This is a genomic window from Varibaculum sp. C0165D1, assembly GCF_056590355.1.
On record NZ_JBWPVY010000002.1, the window covers coordinates 1 to 23,942 of the forward strand.

The window sequence follows — 23,942 nt, forward strand, 5'->3', positions numbered from 1 at the left end:
GGATCATCCCCGCAGGTGCGGGGCACTTGCTACCGCTGCCACCCTCGCACCAAAAGAGGGGGGATCATCCCCGCAGGTGCGGGGCACTTGAACCCGGAACATTCATAATCGGCCAATCAAAGGGATCATCCCCGCAGGTGCGGGGCACTTCTTTTTGTCTGCTAGCGAGCGAGATAAAGACGGGGATCATCCCCGCAGGTGCGGGGCACTTTAGTAGTGGGGTCTTGAATAGTAGCATCCTGCGGGATCATCCCCGCAGGTGCGGGGCACTTAGCGCCCATGAAAATTAATTCATTGATTGAGCGGGATCATCCCCGCAGGTGCGGGGCACTTTCTTTCTCTAGCGTCTCTAGCTGGCAGATCGCGGGATCATCCCCGCAGGTGCGGGGCACTTCGCAACCGGCAGTAAAGCTACCGTTATTGTTCGGGATCATCCCCGCAGGTGCGGGGCACTTGTCTCCAAGCGTCTACGCCCAGCATCAGCCAGGGGATCATCCCCGCAGGTGCGGGGCACTTCCGGTAGCTAGATCAGTGTTAGAGATTATCTCGGGATCATCCCCGCAGGTGCGGGGCACTTTTACTGGTGGTCGTGCCTGGCTTGTCCGTGATGGGATCATCCCCGCAGGTGCGGGGCACTTATAGCGCGGTAGACGCTAGAAAGCTGGGTAGCGGGATCATCCCCGCAGGTGCGGGGCACTTATAGCGCGGTAGACGCTAGAAAGCTGGGTAGCGGGATCATCCCCGCAGGTGCGGGGCACTTTTTGGCTAGAACTATGTGAAGCTGGTCCGCCAGGGATCATCCCCGCAGGTGCGGGGCACTTGTAGCAGAAATGTATATAGACCCATCAGGCAAGGGATCATCCCCGCAGGTGCGGGGCACTTGTTGAGGGCGGCTTTCATCATGCCCTCAGTCTGGGATCATCCCCGCAGGTGCGGGGCACTTCGCGGGGGAAACCCTAGACGCACCTAAACCGCGGGATCATCCCCGCAGGTGCGGGGCACTTGCGGGCGGGCGGGCGGATCCGGTTAGCCTTTTGGGATCATCCCCGCAGGTGCGGGGCACTTCACCGAGCGCCCGCGCTTGCACATGGTCAAGGGGGATCATCCCCGCAGGTGCGGGGCACTTGTCGGCGGCGCGTTCTTGCCAGGTCTGAGGCTCGGATCATCCCCGCAGGTGCGGGGCACTTTAAATCGCGGCTATCCCTCGCCGCTTTAACTCAGGATCATCCCCGCAGGTGCGGGGCACTTCGGGGCAATGCACAGCCTAAACCATGCACCGCCGGATCATCCCCGCAGGTGCGGGGCACTTTAGTAGTGGGGTCTTGAATAGTAGCATCCTGCGGGATCATCCCCGCAGGTGCGGGGCACTTTGGTTAAGGTCATGACTTTTAGAGCCGGGCTTGGGATCATCCCCGCAGGTGCGGGGCACTTCTGTGCATTGCCCCGCCTTTGCGGGGATATACGGGATCATCCCCGCAGGTGCGGGGCACTTGGTAAGTCATTAACGCGCCATTCCGAACGGCCGGGATCATCCCCGCAGGTGCGGGGCACTTATACAAATACCCCCGCGCCAATCGGCGCAGAGGGGATCATCCCCGCAGGTGCGGGGCACTTTGGGCGGGCAATAGTGAAGCGGCGTCTAAGTCGGGATCATCCCCGCAGGTGCGGGGCACTTGGGCTGGTGAATCCAGTGGAGACAGATAAACGGGGATCATCCCCGCAGGTGCGGGGCACTTGGTGAGGTCTTGGGTTAGCTCTTTAACCCAGCGGGATCATCCCCGCAGGTGCGGGGCACTTAGACCTTTCTCCAGGTGGCCGGGACTTTTTCCCGGATCATCCCCGCAGGTGCGGGGCACTTTACTTGCGGGCCTTCCTGCTGAGATAGCTAAAGGGATCATCCCCGCAGGTGCGGGGCACTTGTAAGATTCGCTGCGCCCGTCCGTGTAGATTACGGATCATCCCCGCAGGTGCGGGGCACTTAAGCTAAAAGAACATAAACCCCAAATCGACCAGGGATCATCCCCGCAGGTGCGGGGCACTTGCCTCCCATGCCTACGCCGGCACACACGATTTAGGATCATCCCCGCAGGTGCGGGGCACTTTCTTCCAGCTCAATCTTGTCTAGCTTATTTTCCGGATCATCCCCGCAGGTGCGGGGCACTTGGTGCAGTAAACGGGGCTAGCAGGCTTTGGCAGGGATCATCCCCGCAGGTGCGGGGCACTTGACGCCGTAGCGCTCGATGGGATCGCGCTCGCCGGATCATCCCCGCAGGTGCGGGGCACTTCGCGGCAGTTAATCTTTAGGTTTGCCCGGTCCAGGATCATCCCCGCAGGTGCGGGGCACTTTTAAAGGATATTCGCGCTTCGGATCGTTTGCGGGGATCATCCCCGCAGGTGCGGGGCACTTGGGTAATCCTCCACGTCTACCGGGGCCGCAACGGGATCATCCCCGCAGGTGCGGGGCACTTCTGAGTTTGACTCCATGTATGACACTATCCGGGGGATCATCCCCGCAGGTGCGGGGCACTTTTCCCATGGCGTCCCTACCCTAATAACCTTTTGGGATCATCCCCGCAGGTGCGGGGCACTTATGAGATAAGAACTGAAGTGGGCGCCCCGGCGGGGATCATCCCCGCAGGTGCGGGGCACTTTTATTAACGGTCTGGACGCTATGGCCCCGAAAGGGATCATCCCCGCAGGTGCGGGGCACTTCGCTAAAATCTATAACGCGCTAGACCCCCGCAGGGATCATCCCCGCAGGTGCGGGGCACTTATAGAGGCGGTAAACGCCCGGGTAATAATCGGGGGATCATCCCCGCAGGTGCGGGGCACTTCGTAGAATCGACCTCAGCAAGCCAAGCAGTATCGGATCATCCCCGCAGGTGCGGGGCACTTTTTTTCGGGGTCAATCTTGGTTAACTCCATTTGGGATCATCCCCGCAGGTGCGGGGCACTTAGTTTTTCCGGTTTGGCTTTCGATAAAGTCAACGGATCATCCCCGCAGGTGCGGGGCACTTCAACTGCGTGCCAGATCCGTTCATGTTCTTGGGGGATCATCCCCGCAGGTGCGGGGCACTTACTCGATGAGCTGGGATATCGATCCAAAATATCCGCTCCTATAGCCATCCTATAGGTAGTTACCGAAGATATTAGGGTTTACGCCTACGCATTTTCCGGCGCCTGGCAGCTATTGACCACCCGTAGCCTTCGTTACCTTTGGATACCTCTTGCTGCCAGCCTGGTCCTCGATTGCGCCCCTCCCCTGTCTGACTATCAGACCTAATTCGCTCCGGATGCTGCAGCAAAGTCATTCCTTCGAGTTCAACTGGATTCCATTTATGCCCAGCCGAGCGCAAGGCATAACCCTGCTCATTATTGGTGTTATATATCAGCAGCGCTTTACCCTGTTTCCGCTCCGCAACCACCAAATCCCATAGATTCTCCCTTACCCGGGCAGATAATCTTCCCACGAAAACTCCCGGGGACGCCTCTAACAACCAGCGAGTTATATGTCCGCGCAGCCCCGGCGGGCAAGCCGTCAAGATTAAAACCATCAAAACGGAGCTTCCCCCGTCTCGGCTGCATAATTAGAGCCGCCCTCAACATTTCCTTGATAGTAATCCCACAGGCGAATCCGGTTCTCCTTAACATCAACGGACGCGTCCCGCTCTCCGGTAAGCAAGAAGATAATATCTTGCGCGCACCGTTTCAGCAGTCCTTCTCGAAAAACCCGGTCGCGCAGCTTAATCCGCATTCTGGTAGCAACATCCTGCTCCCCCTCGGAAACAATCTGGAACGCTAACGGGATTACAAATTCCGCCTTGTAAAGATCCGCGATATCAAACACAAACGAACGCGAATGGCCGGTATGCACTATTCCGAGTCCCGGCGAACAACCGAGAGCACAGATGACCGCATGCGCAATTCCATATAAAGTGGCGTTACCAGCAGAAAGCGCTTGATTCACCGGATCGCTTGCCTGAAAATCTTGGGAATCAAACACTCTGCCCGCCCAGGGAACTCTATATTCATCTGCGCACCGTCGGTAGAGCATTTTCATGCGGTGCCCCTCCCGACCCCGCAACTGCCGCATGGACAGCCCTTCCACGTCCTCATCCCCAAAACGCATTTGGTACATTGCCCGGGCAACTTTGATTCTTTCATTTTGCGAGGACGAGCAGTGCGCTTGCAGCTGCAGCAAGACATTCGAGTCAGCCAAGCTGCGCCCACTAGCATAGAAGCGCACCCCGTTTTCGCCAACCCAGACCACGCTTACCCCGGACTCCCCTAATAGGCTCATCGCCTGGTGAGACACCGTAGACCCTGGCCCCAGCAGCAACGCTGATATCGTTGCTGCCGGGACATGCACCGTACCCTGTTCATCCCGCAGGGTCAGAGCATTTTCTGCACGGTGAACGATACAGCGTTCCGCATAGAGGAATGACCAGCGGTCTTCCACCCGCGGCAGTGATTGCCGAGGGACGGGCTTATTTGCGAGGCCACCGCTCATTACTAACCTACCTAGGAGCTAGGGTTAGCAGGCCGCATCCGTACGCCTTCGCTGCTCCTAAACCATTTAGCATGGCGCTGCGCAACAGCTCAGGATCTTTTACAGTCAGAATTCCTTCGAATGCTATCCGGTTCAAGGTAACTAAAGATCCCGGTTTACCCGATTTTCCTCGCTGAAAACGGATGCGCTCTTTTTCCACGATTGCCACCGCCAAATCAGCTGCTTCGCCAGCGCTCGGATCGGCAGACACCTGAGGAATCTCGAACCCCCAACCCTCTGCTCTAGATGCCAACCAATTAATGCGGTCTTCATCCCTAACGATTGGAATCCGCTTAGAGTGCTTCTCCCCTTCAGCTTTCACTGCTCGGGTAGGAGTTGCCACTAGCCTAAAGTTCCAACTGCTTCCCTCCGCGAGTTGCTCTAAGAAATGCTGATAGCTTTTCACTCCGTACGAGGACGCTATTTCTGGCCACCCTGCCTCCTCGGCAAGTTGGGTTAAATCTGGTCGCACCGGAGACTGAATATAAAGGTAGTAGCCTTTTTGGTGTCGATCCAAACGCCAGAGAATCCGCGGTGGTTCCCCTCCCTCCCATTGGGATTCATGGAAACAGTTCTGCAAGATGGCAGCGTGCATCCGCTCCATGGAGGCGAGCAACCTGGCAGCTCCCCGTCTCCGAGGGTTTAAGGCACACCGTGCAAGATAATATTCGCTCACCACATACCTCCCGGATTGTGGGTGGTTAAGAACGATGGCTCGGTTTCGGTAGCTGCGATATCGGTCTCCACCTCGCATTTCCACCTAACTACGTCACGCCATTCATATTGGCGATAACGGGAATTGAAACTGAGCGGAACATCGTGCACTTGGTCAAAAATACAGTCTTCACGCCGCTCCGCCGGTAGTAAATCCAGATCTGCAACTACCTCTAAACTTACTTTTCCATTTTCGAGGTCGAGGGGTGAAGAGGACAACCAGTCAGTTTTCCGTGATATTTTCTTTTGATACCACGCGGCTGCCTGCCAGGGGTAAGCAGCAAGTTCATCTACCAGATTACCTTCTGACAGCTTTGGCCGGATAGGAGTCATAGGAGGAAACGCCCTTCGCCCTAAATACAGCGGAAATTTTGGTTTAACCAAGGCATCATTAAGGGCTTCAATCAGGCTGGTTTCCCCGCTAAGCCCAACGACAAATACCGCGTCTGCCAGGTAATAGCGGTCAGACAGAGGATAGGAAGTCTCGCCATCAAAGGAATGGGTGGTATGAAAATCCCGTTCCCGAGTTCCCGGTTGATCGATGCGAACCGCCATTTTCAGGTCTACTAAATCCTCAACAGGATCCACCCGGCGGCGTCCTTGCGCTGCCGCTAGTAGACCGATGATCCCACTTTTGGAGGGTTCTGAGGAGGTCCTTCGTTTAGTAAATCGAGATGAAGTCCCCCATGACTGCATCGGACCTTTGAGGGTCAAAAGCATATTCTTCATGACTATTCACCTTTGGCAAGCAGTTCAGTCACCAGGTTGTCTAAATCCGAAACTAACTGAGGGAACGCCACTGGTTCTTGGATTTGCCGAAGCTGCTCCCGCGAGTCCCCGACCCCGCAGGTGAACTGGGCATGAGGCTTGACCCCGTATGCATCCTCGATATCAGCTGCCTCTTTTACTAGCCGAGACACGGAGGGCGCCAAGAATCCAGTATCTTCCCGGGAGGTAACCGCGTTCTCGAACGCGCCTACCAGAGAAACTGGCTGATCATCACGCACGGAAACGTAGATTGCTTCCGGTAGCGTGCGATTAGCAAAAGTGTTTTGTTTACCGGTGGGCATGGCTTTAACAAATGCCTGGGCGAACGCATCAACTGCCCGAACCGTGGCATCGTCACTCCCCAGGTTTTCCCGCAGCATATCCAGATTGATAGTGGCGTATCGATAGAGCGTTGAGGAATTAAACTCGACCGTTCCCATCATTCCCGCTCCCGCATCGGTTTCCGCTTGATCTTGGGACTTTACGTCATCAACTGCGGTGAAGAAATCGAATTCGTTTTCTACGCTGTGGGTAGAAATAGCGTGTGCTACCTGGCAGGAGGCATCGACATTCACTGATGCGTCATCAGCTACCATGCGACCAAACAGAGCCAAATCTACAGAGTGATTCCGATTCAACAGCTTTTCAATTTCCCGTTTCTTTGGCTTTTCGTCGTTAGCAGCTTTATCTACCGCGTATTCTGCCAGTTGTCGCAGCTGTAAGGAGGATAGGAACACCAAGTAGGTGGAAACATCATTACCGATCTCTTCCTCGGCATTTTTCTTTGCGCGGGGGGCTTTTAGCTTGATTCCCAGCGCTTTAAATACGTCGACCGCCAGTTTCGCAGACTCCGGTTCCAGATCTGGGTTTTGCGCCGCTATCTGTTCAGCCAGCAAATCCACAATCCGATTGGTCCGATAGCCTAGCTCATCTTGGTTGAGGAAGTCGCCAAAGACTTGCCTAGTCTCCCGTTTCCAACACTGCGAGGAAACTCGTGCCCGGCGTTGTCCTCCAAAAGTTGCAGTCTTGGGGCTTCCGGAATCATCTCGGTTTACGCAGGATGGGGGAACGTTTTGCAGAATATGAAAATCGATAAAGCTAGTCATGATAATCTCCTTTATTTGGTCTGTGAGTTGGTTTCTGATTTTTCGGTTTTTTGTCGGGCGTAGCCTCTCGCCCAGGAGAGGGTAACTTTTTGTCTACCCCCGGGGATTGCGAAGCGATAAAGGTCTTGCGCCAGCAGCCCGTAGTCAATAGCAATCGCGGCACGAGTTGATCCCAGCTGACCGATTAGCCCTTTTAAATGGTTGAAAAACCCGGAAAAAGTTGTGGACATAACCGCGGCGTCGAAATGACGCCGCACCGCTTTCTCGTTATCCATGCCTTCCAGCCATGCCAACCTAGAGACTGCTTCTCCCAGGTTTACCCCCCGTTGATGCATGGGGGTGGTTCTGCCTCGCTGATGGCGAGCATATAGCCATAAAGCCCCGCGAATTGCCTGCTCCTTGGCGGTCAACAAATCTGAAGAGGAATTATTGCCTGCTTCTGGGAGATCCACTAGGTGCCACACCGAGGGTGGGAAAACATAGAGGTCTTGAGATGCCTTGCGTAGCTCAGCCAAATCGGCACGAGCTTGCGGCAAATCGTTTAAATACCTCTGCTGCAAGAACTCCACCCGTTTTAGTACCAGCCACCCCAATTCGTTGTACTGGCTCTTATTCGATTCATCCTTTTGCGCTATATCACTCATGTGTTTCCTCTCCTTCAAGCGATACCGCCATTGTTCGTTTTACTTTTCTAACATCTAAATCAAACCGGTTGATACAGCTAGGGAAATCGATAATCTCCTTTTTTTCATTTACTCGCCCCTTCATGGCTGTACCAGGTACCGCAGCAAGCAATTCAACCTCCATTTTCTTTGCTATCCCATAACCAGATTCCCACAACGAATGAAGGTCATTATTTGCTGCCCCTGTCCCTATAATCCAGGCTCTGAACTCTTCATCAATCTCGGAATAGAAGCGCTCCCGCGCTGTCCGAGTCGCCAGGAAAGCATCCTTACCCTTTTCCTTATTGTCTTTAGCGCCAGTGGCACGCTGTAGATTCTCCGCTAACCTGGCAAGCGCACTAGCTAACTCATCAAGCAGTTCCATCCCGGTTTTCACTAAGTACAAGGATTTTCGGTCTTGGCCGGTCAAAAGACGAGAGGGAAGAACAAGGTAATCACTGACCACTTCCTCGAAAAATGATTTGTTGGAGCCATACACGTACCCGCAAGAACGCAAGCGGTATGTTGCCGATTCCGGCAGATAGCCGTTTGATAGCAACCATCCCAGCCAACGCACGACTGCTGGCGGCAGGCTTGCTGCTACCTGAGTATTTTTGTAGGTTACAGGTTTCCCAGGAAACTCGGGTAACAGGGATGTCAATCCTCTCCACAGTGCACGGCTCGGATCATGCTCAAGCGGCATATAAGTTACCCGTTTATTTTTCCTGGTTTGAGTCTTAGAGAATCGCCAAGCTCCCATAGGTTCTCGGATCTGCGCGTTAGCAAGTGCGGAAGTTTCCTTTTCTCCTAGTCGATCTCCCTGGCAAAGCACCACCCCGATTACTGAGTTACCGTCATCAATCAGCCTTACCCTCCTAGATTGCCAAGTGAGCATATCGGCCAGCCCCTGGGGATAGATTTCTGCCCGTTGCCCTATCGGTTGTTCTTCACGTTCCCAGGCAGGAAAATCTTTTTCCGGATTGGTAGCAACAATTCCAGTAGCCTGAGCTTCCTCGCTTTGTTCCCCGGGAAGTCCGATAGCAAGGGTATTCAGCATCAGAGTTGAAAATAGAGTTTCCCCTTCTACATAAACCCCACCTTGCGCACCTACCCAACCGGTACCAATAGGGGGCACTAAATTCTTATCGTTTCTTCTTTCATCTCCTTCAGCTGCCGGCAAATTTCCAGAAGGAACGTAAGCTTGCAAGTGTATAAGCTGCGCAGCTGCCTCGGGATAGCTTATCCTTTCCAATTCCGTACCTATACGCATGGTGAAAAGTAAGTTATTATCTGGCACATCCGAGAGAAATTTACGTACCCCAAAATGACTACCGTCTATCTTTTTAATCTTGGGATGCTGAAAAAATGGGTAATCAGGGTCAAATAGAAAAAATCTATCTTTCCAGACATCGAGGTATTGCCTTACTAACCTCAAGGTTTCTTTAGAATTTTCATGAGCCTGCTGCCACGCCGTCGCATCCCACCCGCAATTAGCAGTGCTGGCAACATACAGCGTTCGCTGCATGATCGCCACCATGATTCTAAGCACCGCGAAACTTACGGCGTCCTGTCCAAAAGATATTCTCCGAATCTCAGGCGAGCGCGAAAAACAATCCTGAAGCGACAGCATCTGACGCTTTCCATCATCGAACGTAACGTAAATCCAGGGCTCATCAAGTAGGTTAAACTTTGATTTTTCAGTCATTACCCCTCCTCCTCTGAAGCAGTCTTTGGTTCACTTGTAGGTTCTTATTAAAAGGCTAACCACATTTGGAGATTCGCTATTGATTTTGCGTTAATTTCGCATTTTTATGCGAAATTCGCATAAAACGCAGATTCACATACCGGAATCAGTATCAAAAATTTGCAAACCCACGTCTCTCCGGTAGGAAATAGTTTTCCCAGACCCAGTTCGGTATTCCCCACCCTGCAGTGGCAAGATTACTTGGCCTCGCAGCATATAATCTTTTTCCCAATTGACCCCCAGGTCACGAGTTTCCTTTTCCAGCTCGTGAACGAATTCATCAATGACCTCCTCAAGACCTCGGTCTTTCACCCGCAGGCGCATGGAAGGTATAGACACTAAAGACCGCATTATCCGCTCGCGCAGCGCTCCGCTCGGCAATTCTTGTAAATCGATTTCTCGAGATTCTGGGTGGCGATCAGTAGGAATCGTCCCAATGTTTTCTCCGCGCTGTTCTACCAGCAGCACTTCCACTCCGGAATCGCCATCACGAACCCCAACGATTCCCATTTCATCGGGATCACCATCCGGATTATCGCCGCCAAGCCAGCCAATCAAGGAAGCGGTAGCACTATTAGTCGGCGGAGCTAACAGTCCCATAGCTGCGCCCTCGGTTTTAGAAAGCGCTTTATCTTCCTTTTTCTTCTTTGTCCGCTCTAAGGTATCGCTCCATAAATCGGGGGTGACCACGCTTTCCTCATAGACAGCAGCCACCGCCGTCCCGATATCTTCAGGAATCCGCCAGACCTCCCCCGCGTCCTCCCTATCAAGAACATAAGCCGCAGTTCGCAGCAGCACGTCCTCGTCGTAAACATAGCTAGAGCCCGGATCTACTTGCGGCTTTGAATCCTGCTTGCCGGGTACGCCCATTAGGATGCAATGCGGCTGGGCAACCGGAAGAGGGCGAATATCCCTCTCGTGACGATGCACCCGTCCCATACGCTGAAACAGCAGGTCAATCGGCGCCAAATCGCTGTAAAGAACATCGAAATCAATATCTAAACTTTGCTCAACAACCTGGGTTCCCACCACGATTGCCCGCTTAGGTCGGCGAGATTTTCCGGGTTTTCCAAAGGTACGCACCAGCCATTCGTCGTTATCTTGGCGATCTTGCTGGGTGAAACGCGAATGCACCAAACGCACATCCTCCCCGAATATACCCCGCAAAGTTTCATAGGTAAGTTGCGCATTAGCGACCGTATTGCGAACCACCAGGGCACATCCCCCATTTTGGAGTCGCGTTTGAAGATCTGCGACCAGCCCAGCATCCCCCTCCCAATGCTCCACTTCGATCTCTTTGGTAGCTAATACCGGCAGAGGGCGAACTTGAACTCCTGGCGCATCTGAATAAGAAAGCGCTGGATATATGGGCGTTTGCGAGGACGAACCCGCCCCTTCCCCTTTGGCTTGCGCTGCGACTTGTTTTCCTCCCACGCCTACCGGTTTCCGCATCGCCGGAAATACCGAACCATCAAACGGTTCCGAAACTTTGTCCTTCTCTCTAGCAGCTTGCTTCAACTCTTGCCCTTTTTCATAGGCTGCAAACAGCTCTTCGCGCGCTCTCCGGGTGAGAGTAGCCGATAAAGCAATTACCGGAACCCCGAACGCCCCCAGCCATTGCACGGTTCTCTTCAGGAATTGGCTGGTGTAGACATCGTAGCTGTGCACCTCGTCAATAATGACAACTTTGTCGCTAATCCCCAGATGCCGTAAACTCACGTGTTTGGTTTGCAATGCCGAAAACAGCAAATGATCCACTGTACATACCACTACCGAGGCCAGCAGGGCGGCTTTCTTGCTAAACCAGCGATGCACTACTGCCGACTGCCTGCTGTGACCAGACTCTTCATCAATACCCATGGAAGAGCTCTCTCCCGGGGAAACCGCATTGCCGGCACTGGCGATTCTTCCGTATTGGAGTTTCTTATACGCACTGTTCAAAGCCGCGTTTCCGTGCTGCAGTTTTAGGCTAAAACCGGTCTTTGCAGAAGCTTGTGCCCATGCAACTACCCGAGTAAACATCGCGTCCGTAGTAGCTTTCGTAGGCAGGGCTATCAAAACCCCGGAAGTTCCCGCCCGCTTAGCCAAGATGGTGGCCGCCATTAACGCCGCCTCGGTCTTCCCCGCGCCCATAACTTCCTCAATTATCATCATGCCGGGTAGCGTAATTTTTTCAGCGGCTTCTACGGCTGCCACCTGCGCGGGGCGAGCATGAGCATCAGAGCCTAAACCGAATAGGGTTTGCAACAGCTCATCGGGATCTTGAGATAGTATTTCCGGCTGCCAGGAGGGCGGTAAATGCAGCTTCGACCAAGCAGTTTCTGTCCGCTGGCGATGACGCTCAGGAACTAGTAGCCTTTTCGGATACAAATCATCCCAACCAACCAGCGGAAAAAGTTCTTGATTTGAGGAGATCCAGTCTGCCATCACGGTAATGCCTGCCACCAGGCTTTGCCAGGTAGTTGGGAAATTCAGGCCCTGGCACTGATCTACAACCTCTTGGCTGCCAGTCCAGTTCATCCACCATTCTAGTAGCTCCCGGCGGACCCGCCTCCAGCTGTCATCGCCGCTAACCACCGCATGAAGATTGGGATTCGCCATATCACGATGTCGCTGCCAAGACACCGGACGCCCGTGGTGAGCACCGATTATCGATCCCAGTTGTTTGGCACTTCTCTTGGATCGGTTTTCCGGATTCCAGCGCGATTCTAGCCATCTTTCAAACGCTATTTCGCCTATCCAAGAGTGTGGGCTATCTCCGCGCAGTTTCTCTGCCCGCTGGTATTTACGAGGGGAATCGTTATTTTTAAATATCCGTTCATAAAGTTCGGTGTTCTGGGTAAGGAACATAGGCGAGCATTTCCCAATGTCATGCGCGCCCACGATTAGCTTTAGTAAGGCTAAAGCTTTCTCAGAAGGTTCGTTAATCCCCTCTACCCGCAGTAACGGCTCTACCAATATCTTCCGCTGTCGAGGGGACAGATATTTATCCCATACTAGTTCGGCAACTTCTCCCGAATCTGCCATATGCACAGCGAGCGGCAACCATTGCTTACCTACGTCCTCGGGAGGAGCCGAATGCCAAAAATTAGTTTTTGCCCAAATTGACAACGCCGTTTCGGAAAGAAAAAAATCTGAGACCACTCTTTTAGTAAACCCCTTAGGAGGGCGAATATCTCGGGTTTTATAACCTATCCTTTGACCGCTGCAACGGTCATACCATCTCCGTGGCTCGCGTAAGGAAGTAAATTAAATCAGATCGCAGGTAGCGCCCGCGCTCACCCAGGGAAAGATAAATAAGTCCCTATCTGAAAATAACTAGAAAACTACTCTCCATGTAGTTTTTTTTACGTATTAAATGTATTATTTAATACATGAGCGGTATTTTTTTCCCCAGAGGCTTGGCTAACCGGTTGGCAGCTAGCTCTGGTCTGCCGGTACAGATTTTAGAGGGACGACGTGCGGTGGGAAAGACCACGTTGCTACAGAATCTTACGTTAGCTAACGGGGAAAGACCGGAGTATTTCAGTTTTTCTACGGATAGAGAATCTTTGCGCGCCGCAAAGCGTGACCCGCAGGAATGGTTGTCACGTTTGCCGAAGTATAGCGTTATTGATGAGGCGCAACTTTTGCCCGACGTGACCCAGCACGTGAAGTCAGTTGTAGACCCGGTCGAGGATAAACACCGTTTCATTCTATGCGGCTCGGCCGGTATTGGGCGGGCTCGCCAGGGAGAGGCGGATTGGCTAGCAGGAAGAGCACAGCGCTTTGAACTGCTGCCATTTTCCGCTAGTGAGCTTACTGGACGTTCCCTCTTGGACGGTTATTCCCTGGTTGATGCGTTGTTTCACGGGGATTGGGCCTCGGCAGCTGAGCAAAGTTTTGTTTCTTCCGATGCGGATTTGATTGCTGTATTGCGTTATGGGGGGATGCCCTCGTTATGCATTCCGGGAGCGAATCCCGGAATAGTTAATCTAGCTCAGCTGAACCAGCAGGTTCTTTCCGAAAATGAGATGTCACTGGGGCGCGAGTTAGTCCCGGGTCAGGCTGTCGATATTTTGCGGGCGAGAGCGCTCCTTGACGCGCTCCTAGCATATCCTGGTGGCATTTTAAACAAAGATCGTTTAGCCAACGAGCTAAAGATGGATGTTCGTACAGTGGGGCGTTATCTAGATATTTTAACAGAACGCTTTTTGGTATATAGTTTGGCTAACTTTCGAGGCTCGGCGGCGAGTGTGGGGCGGGGAGCTCCAAAAATGCACGCAGTGGACACCTCCACGGTTTGCGAGTCCTTATCGCGCCGCGGGCATGATATTTCTTCTTTCCCTGCTACCGCCGGCCAGGTCTTGGAGAACTGGGTTGCTAATCAGATCAGAGCGGAGATTGGCTGGGCAAGCACCAGCTACCAGTTGGGGTATTGGCGTGTGCGGACGGGGAATCGTGATGACGAGGTAGACCTAGTTCTGTTAAATGACACTTCTGGGGCAGTGGGTGTGGAAGTCAAACTCACCAGCACTCCTAAAAGTTCAGCTTTTCGCGGCTTACGCCGTTTCCGTGAGGAATGCGGCAAGGTCGGGAGAAAATTTCGCAGAGGTTTTGTAGTTTGTACTTGCGAACGAGTAAAGAAAATTGAGGATGGTATGTGGGCAATCCCTTACCAGCTCTTGGGAGATTACCCTGCGCCCTCACCAGAAGAGCTAGGTAAAAAACCTAGGGTGTTAGCTTCCCAAAATAAATCCCTTGTAGAAAGAATAAGTTTGAAACCAACCGAAGTGATCCTCTCCCCCGGACAAAAAACTGGCACCGAGTCCCCGGCCGCAACTATATTTGTTAGCTACGCGCATGCCGACAACGAAACCGTATACGGTGGATTGCTTAAACTGGTTGAAAAAATTGCTGATCAATACGAAATGAAAACCGGCGAAACCCTTAGCATCTTTACAGACAGTGACGTGAAATGGGGGCAATCATGGAAAAAAGTCCTGAGGTCTGAACTGGAGACGACCGCGTTCCTACTGAGCTTTGTCAGCCCTCGTTACCTCAAATCCTCTGATTGCCGCGAAGAAGTTGAGAGATTTGCAATTGCAGCCGAAAAAGCCAAATATAAGGCCATTCTTCCCATACTCATTCAAGCTATTCCTCAAGCATTGCAACAAGATTCTCTATGGAAAAAACTTCAAAGCTACCAGTATGAAGAAGTCAGCGTTACAGACCTTAGGTCTGAGAACCGACAGGTGCTAGACGAAGTGGCTGACAAAATCTCGACTAGCCTGCAACAGACAGTTGAATCCAGGCAAGAACTCGCGGCAACTACCGCTGCCTTGCAAACCAGACAAAAACCCGACGAACCCCAAACCCGCATTACCCTTGAAGAGATCTTGGAAGGAATAAAGGAAGTCTCTGAAACCTTCAATGCAGACGCAGAAACATTTGGCAAAGAACTAGACACCTTAGGTGACCAGTTAAACCAAAGTATCGAAGCCATTACCGTCGGAGAATTTAAACCCGCCATCATAGCTAAGCACGCCCGCCTTTTGGATCCGCAAGCAAATCGTCTGGAAGATGCAGCTTCTAAACTAACCCACGACTGGGAAATGATTAGAGAGCGAATTAATGGTTCCATAGAAATAGGCAAAGACCTGTCAAAAATCGGGGAAGAGGATCTTTTACAAGACCTCAGCATCTCCCTGGAACAGCTTGCTACCCAAACTCGCGTGCCGGAACTGGATACCTTGAAGCAGGTGTTGCCCTTACTTGGACGAATCTCCCGACTCCTCCGCCCCACAGAACAGTCAATTATGGCGGCGCTTCGCACCCTGGAAAGCATCAACACCGAAGTCGACGCCCTGCGCGCCTACGCAAACCAGTCCCGGAAATAAGACGCGCCACCCGATACTTGATTAATCAAGTGAATACGGTGACCATAAACCTAAGAAAGCAACAACTAAAGCGTACGGGTTTCCCGCTGCTTGCAAAGGGGCAATGAGTTAGTCCGCTACTGTTTTAGCTCAGGTTTTTTGCACGGCAAAGATCGCGGGGAAACAGGGATAAATCCAGACCCTGTAACTACAAGCTGGGCAGCCCTTTTACAGCGTAAGACCCACCAGGTGACCGACTGCGCCAGTAATCAGCATGGCGAGGGCGCCGCCGATAATTACCCTGACCACTGCGCGTTCTCGGGGAGCTTCTGAGAGCCATGCCGAGGTGTAACCTGCTAGACCTAGCGCCACCAGCGTGAAAAGGAAAGTGGTGACAAACTTGGAAGCCGGAGGGAACAGTAGGATCGCCAGCATCGGCAAGACTGCGCCTAAGACAAAGGAAAACGCCGAAGAAAATGCCGCGTTCCAGGGGTTAACGAACTCTTCCGAATCGATAGAATAGCGAGCCTCTACCTGTGCCGCTACCGGGTCAATTGCGGAATACTCTTTCGCTACCAAACGGGCAGTCGCAGTTGACAGACCCTTATCTTCGTAGACTTTAATCAAACCCGCTAGCTCCCCCTCGGGATCTTTTGCCAGCCGGCTGCGCTCCTTTTGCACCAGCGCTTTCTCAGTATCCTTTTGGGTAGAGACAGACACGTATTCGCCTGCCGCCATGGAAATAGCTCCGGCGACCACTGCTGCCATCCCGGCAGTAAAGATTGCCACGTTATTTAGCGGATCCACAGCGGCCACCCCGACTACTACCCCCGCAGTAGAAACGATGCCGTCATTAGCGCCCAGCACCCCGGCACGCAACCAATTCAGCTTGGAGGCCGTCTTTACGCTTTCGTCAGCATGCTCGTCACGCTCGTGCGCGCCGGAATAAGTACCGAGAATTCTTTCCCCTACCAAGCTCATTCGACACCCCCATTTATCTGCAAGTTTTAGCTTTCCAGCTATCTTTCTGACTACGCGGTCAGAATAACAAGCTAAGACTTTTCGAGTGCGAAAAAATGGGGATATGAAGGGGGCGCTGCTAAAGGTTAGGTGCAGTAGGCGCGTTCTCTAAGGCAAGGCGGACCAAATGAAAATTCTGGGCTTCCGGGCTCGCGTTCTAGAAAAATGAAAGAGGAAATCGTGCGGCGGGGTCAATCCCCTACATCAACGCGTTAGCTGCCAGGATCTGTCCGTAAATGGATTTTCTGCCGTATCTAACGAAGGAAAGTAGGGCTAACCTTAGTTAAAATTTGCATTGACCAACCAGAGGAAACACCCTGTAACCGGCACAAACACCGCCTTTTTAACCACAAAATTACAGGATTAACGAAAGGGGTGTCTTGCGCAAATCGTTCTGCCTAAAATATCAGGGTCGCAAATACGCAACGCCCTTGAAGGCTACAGTAATGAACCCGTACGCAGGGACTGACTTACGCTTCCCAATTCTCCAGGAAATTCCGCACTGCGGGGGCTCCCCGATATGAGGCTTGCGCGCCCACCTTGGTAGTAGCCAGGGAGGAAACCGCGGCGGCCAAGCAGGCACCATCGGCCAGTGTGCAACCGGCAGCCAGCGCCGAAAGCAAAGACCCCATGAAAGAATCCCCTGCTCCGGTGGTATCTACCGTATCCACTGGGAAAATCGGGATCCGGGTCACCTCACCATTATCTAGCACCAGCGAGCCGTGACCACCCAAAGTCAGCACTACCTGTGTCATTCCTAGTGAATCAACCGCCTCCCGCAACTGATCAAGGTTTTCAACGTCTATTTCCCGGCCACTTAGTACCGCCAGCTCGTGTTGGTTAACAATCAACACATCAACTAGTTTTAGGAGAGAATCAGGCACCTGGGTTATGGGCGAAAAGTTCAGCACTACCTTAACGCCCGCCTCGTGTGCGATTCGAGCTGCTTCCTCAACCGCGTCCATCGGAGCCTCCAGGCACAGCCCCAGGGTTTTCGCCGAGGTTATCAACTTGCTTTCTTCCCGAACTAGATCCGCATTCACCAGTGCGTTTGTCCCGGCTGAGTAAACGATAGTGTTTTCTCCCGCCGCGTCCACAGTGATCAGGGTTGATCCCGATGATCCTTCGCGGCGTTTCACCCCGCTAGTATCTACGCCGGCACTTTTCAGAGAGGCCATTAAGAGGTCGCCATACCCGTCATTGCCAAGCGCTCCGATAAGCTTCGTTTTCGCCTCCAAAAGGGCGCAAGTAACCGCCTGATTAGCGGATTTACCTCCCGGCAAAGTCACCAGGGGACCGCCGATAACGGTTTCTCCAGGGCCTGGTAGCCGCTCGGTTTCTACGGTCAAATCGGCATTGATCGATCCCACCACTGTAACTGGCGCTCCTATAGCATCCAGCACTGTCTGCGCAGTTAGCGCAATGTCTTTCGTCTGGTTCATATTTCCTCACAATTCGTAAAATTTTATTTTGCTAATTTTGGGGTTGAGTCCCGCACCAGCAGTTTCGCGGTAGCGTTCTTTTCTACTGGCTTACCGCTTTTACCAGCTATTCTTTCGAGTAACAAGGTCACAGCCAGATCGGCCATCTCAGTAATTTCAGTATCTATCATGGTCACCGGAGGCGTCATCGCCTCTAACCAGTTTAGACGGTCAAAGGTGGCAATTCCGATATCTACCCCGGGGCGAATCCCGTTTGCTTTTAAGGCCAGCATCGCCCCCAAAGTGATCACCCCAGAGGCACACACCAGAGCATCTGGTGCCTTTTTTGCCAGTACCTGTTTTATCGCCGCGTCTCCTCCGGCCTCTTGAAATGGGGTCGAATAAGCCTGCACCTCGATAATCCCCGCATCCGCGAGCGCCGCGCGCAGCATTTTCTGCCGCAAGTCCCCGGTGCTGGTTGACTCCGGACCAGATAGCACTGCCACGGATTTATAACCGTTGCCAGCGAAATGCGCAGCGAGCTGCGCTACTGCCTGGCTAAAATCGCAGCCGACACTGTCAATCTCGGCTCCAGCAATTTTGCGGTCGACCGCCACCGTTGGCACTTCCTGAATATAGGAAAGCAATTTCGAGGTCGGTTTTCCGGCGGGAGTAAGCAACAACCCATCGATATTCTGCGAAAGCATAGTCGCTACTACATCTGTTTGCGCATGTGGTTCTTCTCCCCCGTTACCCAGCATTATCTGGTAACCCTTCGCTCTGGTTTGCCGTTCGATTCGGTCGGCAAGTTGCGCGAAGAAGGGGTTAACGATATCCCCCACTACCACCCCGATGAGTAGGCTTTTCCCGGCGCGCATCGACGCGGCTCTCACGTCTTTGCGATAACCAAGCTGGTCCGCCATCTGACGTACCCGTTCCTTAGTACTCTCAGGAATCGTAGGGGAATCGTTGAGGGAACGCGAGACCGTAGACACGTTCACGCCTAGTTTTTCGGCGATCTGTCTAATAGTAGTCATCGCGTTCCCCCGTACGATATCTCGCGTCTTAGCTTACGGTTTCGCCTTCTCCAGCTGCCTTCGGAATCAGGAATGAGGTTCCTAAAGCCAAAACCAGCAGGATTCCACCAGCGATAATAGCCCCTAGATGACCGCCGTAGCCTCCACCTAGAGAAGTCATCACCGCATAGAGCACCGCGAAGGAAATACCTGCCCCCAGGTTGAAAGCTCCCGCGTTAAGCCCGGGTAGGTAACCGGGATTATCGGAGGGCGAGAGCACAATCCCTAGCCCGTTGAGCATGATATTCACGGTACCGGCATAGGTTAGACCTGCGAGTATAGATACCAGCAGCAATATCCAGGCGGCAGCGCCGTTCATGGTAAATGCCAATATCGCTAGGGAAATGAGCGCTCCGATGAGGCCGTAACGCAGTACTTTTCGATAGCCGAAGCGTCCCGCAAAGGTGCCCGCGACCGGCCCCATCACTAGACCGGCGAGCGCGTAGGGCGTGAGGGTCCAGAAAGATACCACATCCGCGCCTAGCCCCGCCCCAAACTTGGTGTCTTGGGCAATAGAGGGCACAATCCCGTTCATGATCGCGAAAATACCGGTCATTGTGAGTACGGTAGTCAGCAGCAATGCCCAGGTGCTGCGCGAACGCAGGTAGTGCCGGGTGACAAGCGGATGTTCGGTATTGCCTTCTTGGCGCCAGAAAAGCATGAAAAATATTGCGGCGCCTACTATTAGCCCGATTACCAGCAGCCAGTTGGCATCTTGTAGTTTGGCAATCTCATTGATGGCGGTCAGCGCCGCCCCGACTGCCACTACCAGGTAGAGCGTACCTAGCCAATCCATAGGCTGCGGTTGATTGACAGTGGATTCATCGGTTAGGAAACGTACTGCTACTGCCGCGATTACCGCGATTACCGCCATCGTCCAGAACACTGAGGCAAACCCGAAATTCTTAGCTAACCAGCCGCCAGCGATAGCATCGACACCGGCAATACCACCATTAATTGCGGTGATAACCCCCATGAGGGTGCCGTAGCGTTTGGGATCTGGTACCGCTACCCGCAACATGATTAGACACAGGGGGACGGTCGGACCGGCCACGCCTTGGATAGTGCGACCAATGAATAATAGGGCGACTGAACCGGTAACTCCCGCCAAAGCCGAGATCACACACCCCAGAGCAGTCAGTAACATCATGGCGGTTAGCAGCTTGCGGCGCCCAATCATGTCTCCTAGCCGCGGCAGGAACAGACTGAAGAGGGCGGCTGCCGTAAAGAACACCGTCTGGGTTAGACCAATCATCGCTGCAGTGGTGTGGAGTTCTTTTTCCATGAGCACCAGGGCAGGTGAAAGCATTGAAGCATTTAACTGGAAAGCGAAACACGCCACCAGTAGCGCGGTCATCACCGCGCCTACGGAACGCACTTTGTTCATTAGGCATCACCTTTCTGGACGCGATCGATAGAGTCGATAACCAGATCCCAGAAACGGTCAAAATCCAGGTGGGTAGCCGCCTTGGTGTGGCAATCTTCCCCAGCCGGTTCCCTAAAGTCGGCTACCGTCATCCCCACGGTCAGCTCCCCGTGTAGCTCAATGTCGATGGGTACCCGCACAGTTTCTACGATGGAGGGGTCGATTAGATAGGCAACGGTACAGGGGTCGTGTACCGGCGGGAAGTCAAAGCCTTGTGAATCTTGATAGGCTTTGCTGAAGAACACGAATAGATCCAGTACAAACTGGGCAACCGGGCCGCCAAGATCTTGGATCTTCGCGGTGATTTCATCGGTAGCCAGTGCCTGGTGGGTCAAATCTAAGCCCACCATTACTACTTCCCACGGCTCATTGAATACAATATGGGCGGCCTCAGGATCCACCTTAATGTTGAATTCGGCAACTGCCGACCAGTTACCTACGTGGTACCCCCCGCCCATGAGGACGACTTCGCGTACGCGTTCTACGATGCGCGGTTCCTTACGCACTGCCATCGCGATATTGGTGAGCGGGCCAGTGGGAACCAGAGTGATTTCGCCGGGCTCGTGGCTCATAATAGTGTCGATGATCAGGTCGACTGCATGCTGGTCAACCAGCGGCTGCGGTTCTGGAAGTTCTACCCCATCTAAGCCAGATTCTCCGTGTTGCTCCGGTGCAACCTCGGCCTTGCGAACCAGAGGACGATCGCAACCGGCGGCGATGGGCACGCCCTGCATACCGTAAACGGTGGCTATCCGCTGAGCATTATTGGTGACCTTCGCTAGTGTTTGGTTTCCACCAACGGTAGTTACAGCCAGTAGTTCGATCTCGGGGTTGGCGTGGGCAAGCAGCATGGCAATGGCATCGTCATGACCGGGATCGCAGTCCAGGATAATTTTTCGCGACATCTTTGTCTCCTTTGAGCGATTACTAAATCGTTACGCAAACGTTTGCGTAACTTGAAACTAGCACAAGGATCGTGGAGCCACAAGAGTTTTTAGGAAATTTCCTACTTTTTAACGCTCATCTAAAGAGTGCGTCTAGGCGCATCTCATAAAGAGGGTGCACGCGAACTTTCACCCGCCCAGGATCGCAGCCGCCAACAGATGTTTTTTGTTTCTAAGTCGGCACAGGTAGCGGTTTTATCCGAGCAGGCGCGGCAAGCTTAGAGCCCGGAAAATACCTTTGGTATTTTCCGGGCTCTGGACAGGAGAAAAAATCGCTGCTACGGCAGGGTCGCGGCCGGTAAACAACGTACGAGGACGCAGAGTTAGCGCGGGCAGCGGTTTTATCCGAGCAGGTGCGGTGGGCCCAAGAATTCGGAAAATGCCTGCGGTCTTTTTCCGAATTCTTGGGCGGGAGGAAAAATCGCTGCCCGTGCCGGGTCGTGGAAGCTAACAGCGACACCTTACGACCCCGCACGGGCAGCAAATTCTATTGGCGTAGCCCTCGGCTAGGCCTCTTGCTTCTCTTTGCCGCTACGCTTGTTTTCCTCGTCTGGATGGCCCATGCCAGCGCTGGGGCTAAACCAAGTCCAGGCCAAGAAAACTAAGGCAGTAACGAACAGCCCTACCCCGGAATACATATTGGCGTTGATCGGGGTGTTGTTGATTCCGTCTAGCTTATTTGCCACATAGTCCGGAACCGTGGCGGGCTCAATCACCAGACCGCAAATGATCAGGAAAAGTCCGATAATGCCCAGTACCAGACCACAAATAACTCGAATATCGTAAATGTGAATCTTTCGTTTCATTTCTATTACCTCCCCCTAGTGGAACAACGAGTTCAAGGCGATCACGAGCACTCCGGCCACAATCGCTAACGGAATTGGACGGCGCAGCAGCGGCAACTCGTGGAGCTTCGGATCCACGCGGCGTTCTTTCGGCGTAAGCGACCAGACGAACCCTTCCAGTTCGCGGTAATCCTTGGGCTTGGTGAACATGGAAACTAGCACGTTTACCAACACGCCCACTACGAACGCGGCACCAGCAGCGATGAATGCTTGGCCTTGTCCGGGCAACTCTAAAACCTTGTTCCAGCACAAAACGTTGACAAATAGTGCCGCTAAAGTACCGAACAGCAGACCTGTCCAACCGCCGGAGGGCGTTGCCCGCTTCCACAACATACCGATAATGAACGAGGCGAACAGCGGCGCGTTGAACATGGAGAACAACTGTTGCAGCAGATCCATAATATTGGGGTACAGCGAAGCAATCAGCGCCGTAAATACCGCAACGGTACAGGCCACTACGGTGGCGTTGCGGCCTACTTTCAAATAGTGCTCATCGGATTCATTCGGCTTGAAATAGGCCTCATAAATATCGACTGTAAACACGGTGTTAAACGCAGACACGTTCGCCGCCATACCTGCCATAAAGGAGGCCAACAGGCCGGCGATTGCCAAACCTAGTAGACCATTGGGCAGCAAATCCCGCATCATCAGCAACATGGCATCGTTATAGCTAACTTCATAGCCAGCCGGAACGTGAGAGGACAGGTTCGCGAGCGCTTCCTTGCCTACCCCCATATATTTCGGTCCGCCTTTAAGCCGCACGATTTCGGGAATCAAAACCCCCGCTACCATACCTGGAATAATCACCAGGAAGGGAATAAACATCTTTACGAAGGTTCCGATAATCGGAGTCTTTTGCGCGGCAGCGATCGAGTCAGAGGCCATCGCGCGCTGGACCTCGACGAAGTTAGTGGTCCAGTAACCGAACGCCAAAACGAAACCAAGCCCCATAACCAGACCAAACACTGACATCGCTGGGGAGTTAAACCCGGAAAGCAAAGTACCCGGCCAAGAATGCAGCTGGTTAGCTGGATCCTGATAGACGGGCTTAGTCGCTTCGCCCGCCCACTTGGTGATCTTTTCGGTTAGTCCCTGATATCCGCCTACACGGTAAAGGCCAATCAAAGTAACCGGCAACAGCGCGGCTACAATTACGAAGAACTGCAGCACCTCGTTATAGATAGCAGCTGCCAGGCCGCCGATGCTGATGTAGGTCAATACAATCAATGCCGCGATAACCAAGGAAATCCATAGCGGGATTCCCAACATTCCGTTAACGATTTTACCGAGCAGGTACAGGTTTACCCCGGCGATTAGCAGCTGAGCGAGGGCGAAAGAAAGCCCGTTAATCAGGTGCGCGGCGGTGCCGTAACGCTTGAGCATGAACTCAGGAACCGAACGTACTTTCGAACCGTAATAGAACGGCATCATCACTACGCCTAGGAATAGCATCGCGGGAATCGCGCCTACCCAGAAATAGTGGAAAGTAGGCAGACCATATTGCGCGCCGTTGGCGCTCATTCCCATAATCTCAACTGCGCCCAAGTTTGCGGACACGAATGCCAGGCCGGTTACCCAGGCCGGCAAAGAGCGCCCACCGGTCAAGAATTCATCAGATGAGCTGGCTTTCCGCTTCATCATGAACCCCACGGCCACTACGAACGTGAAGTACACGATAATTGGGAAATAGTCGTAAAACTTGGGCTCAATCAGGGTGGTTGCCTCATTGGGCATCAATAGTATCGGGTGGATCATTCCCTCCCCCTTGCTAAATTTAGGACATCATTATCCCGTCACAGCTTAGGGAAA

General features: G+C 53.2%; 16 protein-coding genes and 1 CRISPR repeat array. Of the genes, 1 reads left to right on the forward strand and 15 read right to left on the reverse strand.

The genetic code is table 11. The features are described 5' to 3' along the window. Positions 1-60 precede the first annotated feature (60 nt). A CRISPR array of direct repeats spans positions 61-3,078; the repeat unit is 29 nt; unit sequence GGGATCATCCCCGCAGGTGCGGGGCACTT. 71 nt (positions 3,079-3,149) lie between these two features. The 8 genes from cas2e to cas3 form a co-directional block, all read right to left on the reverse strand. Next, positions 3,150-3,554, reverse strand: a complete 405-nt coding sequence (gene cas2e / locus AC1EKS_RS02670; RefSeq protein WP_481008704.1) for a type I-E CRISPR-associated endoribonuclease Cas2e — start codon at positions 3,552-3,554, stop codon at positions 3,150-3,152. Then, entirely contained in the window at positions 3,554-4,510 is a 957-nt protein-coding gene (gene cas1e / locus AC1EKS_RS02675) for a type I-E CRISPR-associated endonuclease Cas1e (protein WP_481008705.1), read from the reverse strand. The genes cas2e and cas1e overlap by 1 nt, the downstream gene beginning before the upstream one ends. Positions 4,511-4,517: 7 nt before the next feature. Further along, positions 4,518-5,225: a type I-E CRISPR-associated protein Cas6/Cse3/CasE gene (gene cas6e / locus AC1EKS_RS02680; protein WP_481008706.1), complete on the reverse strand. Its 708-nt coding sequence runs from the start codon at positions 5,223-5,225 to the stop codon at positions 4,518-4,520. Then, the gene (gene cas5e, locus AC1EKS_RS02685) at positions 5,222-5,992 is read right to left on the reverse strand and encodes a type I-E CRISPR-associated protein Cas5/CasD (protein ID WP_481008707.1); all 771 of its coding nucleotides are present in this window, start codon (positions 5,990-5,992) and stop codon (positions 5,222-5,224) included. Before cas5e ends, cas6e begins: the two co-directional genes overlap by 4 nt. A 2-nt stretch (positions 5,993-5,994) precedes the next feature. Further along, on the reverse strand, positions 5,995-7,137 hold the full coding sequence (gene cas7e / locus AC1EKS_RS02690) for a type I-E CRISPR-associated protein Cas7/Cse4/CasC (protein WP_481008708.1): 1,143 nt from the start codon (positions 7,135-7,137) through the stop codon (positions 5,995-5,997). Between the two features lie 11 nt (positions 7,138-7,148). After that, positions 7,149-7,781 carry a type I-E CRISPR-associated protein Cse2/CasB gene (gene casB / locus AC1EKS_RS02695; protein WP_481008709.1) on the reverse strand — a complete coding sequence of 211 codons (633 nt, stop codon included), beginning with the start codon at positions 7,779-7,781 and terminating at the stop codon, positions 7,149-7,151. Further along, positions 7,774-9,504, reverse strand: coding sequence for a type I-E CRISPR-associated protein Cse1/CasA (casA, locus tag AC1EKS_RS02700; protein ID WP_481008710.1), 1,731 nt, complete (start codon positions 9,502-9,504; stop codon positions 7,774-7,776). The genes casB and casA overlap by 8 nt, the downstream gene beginning before the upstream one ends. Before the next feature lie 132 nt (positions 9,505-9,636). After that, positions 9,637-12,687 carry a CRISPR-associated helicase Cas3' gene (cas3, locus tag AC1EKS_RS02705; RefSeq protein WP_481008711.1) on the reverse strand — a complete coding sequence of 1,017 codons (3,051 nt, stop codon included), beginning with the start codon at positions 12,685-12,687 and terminating at the stop codon, positions 9,637-9,639. Positions 12,688-12,917: 230 nt separating this feature from the next. On the opposite strand from cas3, the gene AC1EKS_RS02710 reads away from it, so the two are divergent. Further along, positions 12,918-15,422: a DUF4143 domain-containing protein gene (locus AC1EKS_RS02710; RefSeq protein WP_481008712.1), complete on the forward strand. Its 2,505-nt coding sequence runs from the start codon at positions 12,918-12,920 to the stop codon at positions 15,420-15,422. Positions 15,423-15,629: 207 nt separating this feature from the next. On the opposite strand, the gene AC1EKS_RS02715 is transcribed toward AC1EKS_RS02710, so the two are convergent. The 7 genes from AC1EKS_RS02715 to AC1EKS_RS02745 all read right to left on the reverse strand — a co-directional run bounded on the left by AC1EKS_RS02715 (position 15,630) and on the right by AC1EKS_RS02745 (position 23,888). Next, entirely contained in the window at positions 15,630-16,382 is a 753-nt protein-coding gene (locus AC1EKS_RS02715; protein ID WP_481008713.1) for a VIT1/CCC1 transporter family protein, read from the reverse strand. 509 nt (positions 16,383-16,891) lie between these two features. Further along, entirely contained in the window at positions 16,892-17,863 is a 972-nt protein-coding gene (locus AC1EKS_RS02720) for a ribokinase (protein ID WP_481008714.1), read from the reverse strand. A gap of 23 nt (positions 17,864-17,886) precedes the next feature. Then, positions 17,887-18,879, reverse strand: a complete 993-nt coding sequence (locus AC1EKS_RS02725) for a LacI family DNA-binding transcriptional regulator (protein WP_481008715.1) — start codon at positions 18,877-18,879, stop codon at positions 17,887-17,889. Between the two features lie 28 nt (positions 18,880-18,907). Next, positions 18,908-20,305: a uridine transporter UriT gene (uriT, locus tag AC1EKS_RS02730; protein ID WP_481008716.1), complete on the reverse strand. Its 1,398-nt coding sequence runs from the start codon at positions 20,303-20,305 to the stop codon at positions 18,908-18,910. Then, complete coding sequence (gene uriH, locus AC1EKS_RS02735) at positions 20,305-21,249, reverse strand: uridine-preferring nucleoside hydrolase UriH (protein ID WP_481008717.1); 945 nt, start codon at positions 21,247-21,249, stop codon at positions 20,305-20,307. Before uriH ends, uriT begins: the two co-directional genes overlap by 1 nt. Positions 21,250-21,794: 545 nt before the next feature. Next, positions 21,795-22,094, reverse strand: coding sequence for a hypothetical protein (locus tag AC1EKS_RS02740; RefSeq protein ID WP_481008718.1), 300 nt, complete (start codon positions 22,092-22,094; stop codon positions 21,795-21,797). A gap of 15 nt (positions 22,095-22,109) precedes the next feature. Then, a complete protein-coding gene (locus AC1EKS_RS02745) occupies positions 22,110-23,888 on the reverse strand; it encodes a sodium:solute symporter family protein (protein WP_481008719.1) in 1,779 nt (592 codons plus the stop codon). Positions 23,889-23,942 lie beyond the last annotated feature (54 nt).

Coding starts and splice junctions, on each gene's coding strand:
- uriH (WP_481008717.1), bottom strand. CDS start 21,249: ATGTCGCGAAAAATTATCCTGGACTGCGATCCCGGTCATGACGATGCC.
- AC1EKS_RS02710 (WP_481008712.1), top strand. CDS start 12,918: ATGAGCGGTATTTTTTTCCCCAGAGGCTTGGCTAACCGGTTGGCAGCT.
- casB (WP_481008709.1), bottom strand. CDS start 7,781: ATGAGTGATATAGCGCAAAAGGATGAATCGAATAAGAGCCAGTACAAC.
- cas1e (WP_481008705.1), bottom strand. CDS start 4,510: ATGAGCGGTGGCCTCGCAAATAAGCCCGTCCCTCGGCAATCACTGCCG.
- AC1EKS_RS02715 (WP_481008713.1), bottom strand. CDS start 16,382: ATGAGCTTGGTAGGGGAAAGAATTCTCGGTACTTATTCCGGCGCGCAC.
- casA (WP_481008710.1), bottom strand. CDS start 9,504: ATGACTGAAAAATCAAAGTTTAACCTACTTGATGAGCCCTGGATTTAC.
- cas5e (WP_481008707.1), bottom strand. CDS start 5,992: ATGAAGAATATGCTTTTGACCCTCAAAGGTCCGATGCAGTCATGGGGG.
- cas7e (WP_481008708.1), bottom strand. CDS start 7,137: ATGACTAGCTTTATCGATTTTCATATTCTGCAAAACGTTCCCCCATCC.
- AC1EKS_RS02720 (WP_481008714.1), bottom strand. CDS start 17,863: ATGAACCAGACGAAAGACATTGCGCTAACTGCGCAGACAGTGCTGGAT.
- AC1EKS_RS02725 (WP_481008715.1), bottom strand. CDS start 18,879: ATGACTACTATTAGACAGATCGCCGAAAAACTAGGCGTGAACGTGTCT.
- uriT (WP_481008716.1), bottom strand. CDS start 20,305: ATGAACAAAGTGCGTTCCGTAGGCGCGGTGATGACCGCGCTACTGGTG.
- AC1EKS_RS02745 (WP_481008719.1), bottom strand. CDS start 23,888: ATGATCCACCCGATACTATTGATGCCCAATGAGGCAACCACCCTGATT.
- AC1EKS_RS02740 (WP_481008718.1), bottom strand. CDS start 22,094: ATGAAACGAAAGATTCACATTTACGATATTCGAGTTATTTGTGGTCTG.
- cas2e (WP_481008704.1), bottom strand. CDS start 3,554: ATGGTTTTAATCTTGACGGCTTGCCCGCCGGGGCTGCGCGGACATATA.